This is a genomic window from Acinetobacter sp. GN11, assembly GCF_054823985.1.
The window spans coordinates 1-4,818 of record NZ_JRVL01000124.1; the positions used below are offsets into that span (position 1 = coordinate 1).

The following is a 4,818-nucleotide window of genomic DNA, read 5'->3' on the forward strand; positions in this document are numbered from 1 at the left end:
AAAGCGAATAAAAATTTCAACCATGAAACTTAAAAGAAATACAAAAAGCCTTCAATAACATTAAAACACATACATAACAACCAACTCTAAAGATCAATATTTTAAAAAAAATATACTGCTTATCAATTGACCATTATTTTTATTTATTATAAATTGGATCCAATAAGTGATAAGGAGTCGTCACAATGTTTATTAAAAATGCTTGGTATGTTGCCTGCCGCCCAGAAGAAATCCAAGACAAACCATTAGGTCGCACCATCTGTGGTGAAAAAATTGTTTTTTATCGTGGTAAAGAAAACCAAGTTGCAGCCGTTGAAGATTTTTGTCCCCATCGCGGTGCCCCACTTTCACTTGGCTATGTCGAAGATGGCAACCTTGTATGTGGTTATCATGGACTAGTGATGGGCTGTGACGGAAAGACCGTTTCAATGCCAACCCAACGTGTAAATGGTTTCCCTTGCAACAAAGCATATGCAGTTGTTGAAAAATTCGGCTTTATTTGGATATGGCCGGGCGAGAAAGCTTTAGCAGATGAAGCAAAACTCCCAACTTTAGAATGGGCAGATCATCCTGAATGGAGCTATGGCGGAGGCCTGTTTCATATTCAATGTGACTATCGCCTCATGGTCGATAATCTTATGGATTTAACCCACGAGACTTATGTTCACTCAAGCAGCATCGGACAAAAAGAAATTGATGAATCATTGCCAGTCACTAAAGTTGACGGCGACCATGTCATTACCGAACGCTATATGGAAAATGTGATCGCACCTCCATTTTGGCAAATGGCTCTTCGTGGTAACCACTTAGCAGATGATGTATCAGTTGACCGTTGGCAACGTTGTCACTTCTTTGCTCCAAGTAATGTCCATATTGAAGTGGGTGTAGCGCATGCTGGACATGGCGGTTATCACGCACCAAATGACAAAAAAGTTTCTTCAATTGTGGTCGATTTTATTACGCCAGAAACTGAAACCTCACATTGGTATTTCTGGGGAATGGCACGTAACTTCCAGCCAGATAATGCTGAACTCACCGATCAAATTCGTGAAGGCCAAGGCAAAATCTTTACTGAAGATTTAGAAATGCTGGAGCAACAGCAGCAAAATATCTTAAACAATCCACATCGCAAGTTACTAATGCTCAACATCGACGCAGGCGGTGTACAGTCCCGTAAAGTGATTGAGCGACTCCTTGCTGAAGAAAATAAAACGCCTCCTGAAACATCCGCACAAAAGTTTCCAAACATTCGGATTATTTAAAGGAGCATGAACATGGACGTTATTATTCAGAAAATTCACCAGCTTACCCCGACCATTCGCGCTTTTGAATTGGTTGCGGCAAATGGCACAGCGCTACCGAATTTTGAGGCAGGTGCACATATTGATGTGCATCTTAAAAATGGTCTAACTCGTCAATATTCACTTTCAAATTGTTGCAGTGAAAAGCATCGTTATGTAATTGGTGTTTTACATGATGCTAACTCACGCGGTGGTTCACGTTGTATCCATACTGAATATCGTGAAGGTGATCATTTAAAGATTGGTGAACCACGTAATTTATTTGAGATTCATCCTCAAACAAAGCAGGCGGTTTTATTTGCTGGCGGTATTGGCATTACCCCCATTTTATCGATGGCGTATCGACTTAAGTCAGTCAATATTCCTTTCGAATTGCACTACTTTGTCCGTAGTCACGAAATGATTGCCTTCTATGGCAATTTAACTGAGCACTTCGGTGATCAAGTCTATTTTCACATTCAAGATCAGCCAGATACCGAATGTAATATGGCAGAGGTTTTAGGTCAGAGTTCACCAGATAGACACTTATATGTATGTGGGCCTACAGGGTTTATGCAGTTTGTCATGAGCTCAGCTGAACAAGCTGGCTGGCACAATGGACAGTTACATCAAGAGCACTTTGTCGCTCAAAAAGTAGATACGTCTAATGATGAAGCTTTTACTATTGAAGTTAAAGGTACGGGCCGCCGAATTGAAGTATTGCCAGAGCAAACTGCTACTGAAGCATTAATTGCAAATGGTTTTGATATTCCTGTTTCGTGTGAACAAGGCATTTGCGGAACGTGTATTACTCGCGTTGTAGAGGGTACGCCTGATCATCGGGATCTATTTATGACCGATGAGGAACATGCTTTGAACGACCAATTTACGCCCTGCTGTTCTCGTGCAAAAACTAAAAATCTTGTGATTGAGCTTTAATAGCTAAGTTCCTTTATTAAAAAATAAAGGAACTTATTTCACCTTAAGCACTAAGAACATTTCTTAGCGTTTCACCTAAAATCACTACACTACTGTGCTCACGCATTAAGGTTTCAGCACGCCCTGCCTGACGATGTGTCAACGCATCGAAAATCGAACAATGCTGTAAATGTGCATAGTGCAAACGACGATATTCAGACAAAGCTTGCTTCTCATCATAGGTAATGGCTTGAGCAGAAGCCATCGGCAATTGATTGTTTTTTGCTAAAGCTTGTATGAGTGCTACATTTTGCGCGCCCTCAATAATTGTGTCATGAAAAATGACATTAAAATGATGGTAACGTTCCAGTTCGGTATCGCCAAACTCGTCTTTTTCATTAAAGAGTTTTTCAGTTTCTTGAATGCAATGTTGGAGGGTCTTTTTCTGCTCTTCGCTTAAACCTTGTTCTGCCAAAGTTTTCGCAGCCAATCCTTCAAGCACACCCCGCACTTCAAGCGCATCATGAACAAGTTGTTCTGAAATTTCACGGACGGTGTAGCCACGGGTTGGGTTCTTGATGAGAAGACCTTCTTGTTCGAGCAGCCGAAATGCAATACGAACAGGCTGTCTCGAAACACCAAGTAACTCGGCAGTGGGAATCTCAGCAATTCTGGCACCACCTTCAAGTTCCCCTGAAATAATCATTTTTCTTAATTTAAGTAAAACTTGTTGCCCTGAAGACATTTGCTGCCACACATTGTCAAAAACGTCACTTTGATGCTAACAACTTCATTTGCAAAATGAAATAAATTTTCTGTGTGAATCAGTGCTTGGGAATTTAGCTCGCCCCCAAAAACTCATTTATTCAAAGGCTTTTAAGATTATTCACCATGATATCGAGGTTATTACGAATTAAATAAGCCAGATTGATATCAATGCCTTCAAGCATCTTTTCTTCAACTTTTAATACAACTTCATTGCATTTATTGAGTTTTTCAACACCACTTTCGGTGAGTGTAATTAAAATACGGCGGCCATGCGTAGGGTCAGGTTTCTTCTCAATCCAGCCATTGACCAGCAAATCTTGCAGAATTTTATTGGCAGATTGCGGCTTAATAAAAGAACGTTCAGCAAGTTTGGCATTGGATACATTACTTTTTGACGCTAAAACAGAAAGCGCAGTAAATTGCGGCAAGGTAATCTCAAGCTCTTTTAAATGCTCTGTTAAATGTTTACTAATAATTCGGTCAACACGAGCAATCATGTAACTTAACTTAGGCTCATCTTCTACTTTTTTTTGAACTAAATTTGAACGTACCATAACCTTTCATTCATCATAAGAAAATCTGTAGTGAAAGTATGAGGCAGTCACCCCATACTTTCGTTAAAACTTAGCGAGCACCTGAGCTTTGTACTAAATGTACAGGCTGTTTAGGTTTTTTGACAAGAAGTAATGCAGAGATCGCTGCAATTAAGATCACAGGAATGCTTGAACCAATCACAATGGTCGAGCTTTGTCCAAGTGAAAGTAAAAAACCAGCCATTAAAGGTCCTGCAAAAGAACCGATACGCCCAATTGCAACTGCCGCACCAACTCCAGTTCCGCGCATTTCGGTTGGATAATACATAGCAGCCAGACCATACAACGCCGATTGTCCACCCACAATAAATAAACCACAGCCAACTGCCGAAAGTGCAAGTAAAGCCACGGTCGGAGAAATTGCTAAACAACAAAGCGAAAATAAAATGCCGAGATAAATCAGCTTAATCACAAAACTCATGCGTAATTTATCAAGCAATACACCCATGAGAATCGAACCTAAAATTCCGCCAACGTTGTAACCCATCTGCACATAGTTTGCCTGAAGTTTCGATAAGCCTTGCGCGCCCATCAGTAACGGCAACCAATTCAATAAGAAATACAGTACAACGAGCGTACAGAAAAAACTGACCCAAAGCTGAATCGTCGACATACGACGTTCTTTCGCAAATAAAACTTCCAAAAATGGCGTCGTTTTTTGCGCTTGACCTTTACGTTGCAGGTAATCATTTGACTCAGGTAAAAAGCGCATAATCAGTGGAATGAGTAAAATAGGCGCAATACCACCAATATAGAAAATATGACGCCACTCTGCATCACCTGCCAACGACATAGCAACGACAGAAGTAAGTAATCCACCAAAAGGAATACCGCTATACATGATACTTACCGCTTTGCCCTTGTGCTGGTCAGGCACAGCTTCAGAGGCAAGTGTAATCATCATCGGAAGTGCCCCGCCCATTCCCAAACCGGTACAAAAGCGAATGAGCAATAACAAACTAAAGTTGGCAGCATAGGCGGTCAGCAAAGACATAATTCCAAAAAGCAGAATACTAAAAATCAGAATTTTCTTGCGCCCTACAATATCTGCAAATCTGCCACCTAATATGGCACCCGGTAGTGTTCCTAAAATTGCAGCACTAAATGCCCATGCCATCTGGCCATTATCTAACATAAACTCAGCCCGCATTCGTGGAGCGGCTACCCCCATTGATTGAAGATCAAAACCTTCAAAAATTGCGATTGCAAAACAAAGTAGTAACGTAATCTTTGCTCTTGCAGACTGTCCTAATATCTTT

The 4,818-nt window shown here is 40.8% G+C and carries 5 protein-coding genes; 2 read left to right on the forward strand and 3 right to left on the reverse strand.

The annotated features are described in order from the left end of the window. The first annotated feature begins 185 nt into the window (after positions 1 to 185). Both NL42_RS11890 and NL42_RS11895 read left to right on the forward strand, forming a co-directional pair. Positions 186 to 1,262: an aromatic ring-hydroxylating dioxygenase subunit alpha gene (locus NL42_RS11890; protein WP_461312898.1), complete on the forward strand. Its 1,077-nt coding sequence runs from the start codon at positions 186 to 188 to the stop codon at positions 1,260 to 1,262. A gap of 12 nt (positions 1,263 to 1,274) precedes the next feature. After that, on the forward strand, positions 1,275 to 2,219 hold the full coding sequence (locus tag NL42_RS11895) for a PDR/VanB family oxidoreductase (protein WP_461312899.1): 945 nt from the start codon (positions 1,275 to 1,277) through the stop codon (positions 2,217 to 2,219). A 43-nt stretch (positions 2,220 to 2,262) separates the two neighbouring features. Here NL42_RS11895 and NL42_RS11900 read toward each other — a convergent pair whose 3' ends face one another. The 3 genes from NL42_RS11900 to mhpT all read right to left on the reverse strand — a co-directional run. Then, on the reverse strand, positions 2,263 to 2,955 hold the full coding sequence (locus tag NL42_RS11900; protein ID WP_080632039.1) for a GntR family transcriptional regulator: 693 nt from the start codon (positions 2,953 to 2,955) through the stop codon (positions 2,263 to 2,265). Positions 2,956 to 3,064: 109 nt separating this feature from the next. Beyond that, complete coding sequence (locus NL42_RS11905) at positions 3,065 to 3,520, reverse strand: MarR family winged helix-turn-helix transcriptional regulator (protein ID WP_017391609.1); 456 nt, start codon at positions 3,518 to 3,520, stop codon at positions 3,065 to 3,067. Between the two features lie 70 nt (positions 3,521 to 3,590). Beyond that, the coding region (gene mhpT, locus NL42_RS11910) for a 3-(3-hydroxy-phenyl)propionate transporter MhpT (RefSeq protein ID WP_461312900.1) at positions 3,591 to 4,818 on the reverse strand (1,228 nt) is incomplete at its 5' end.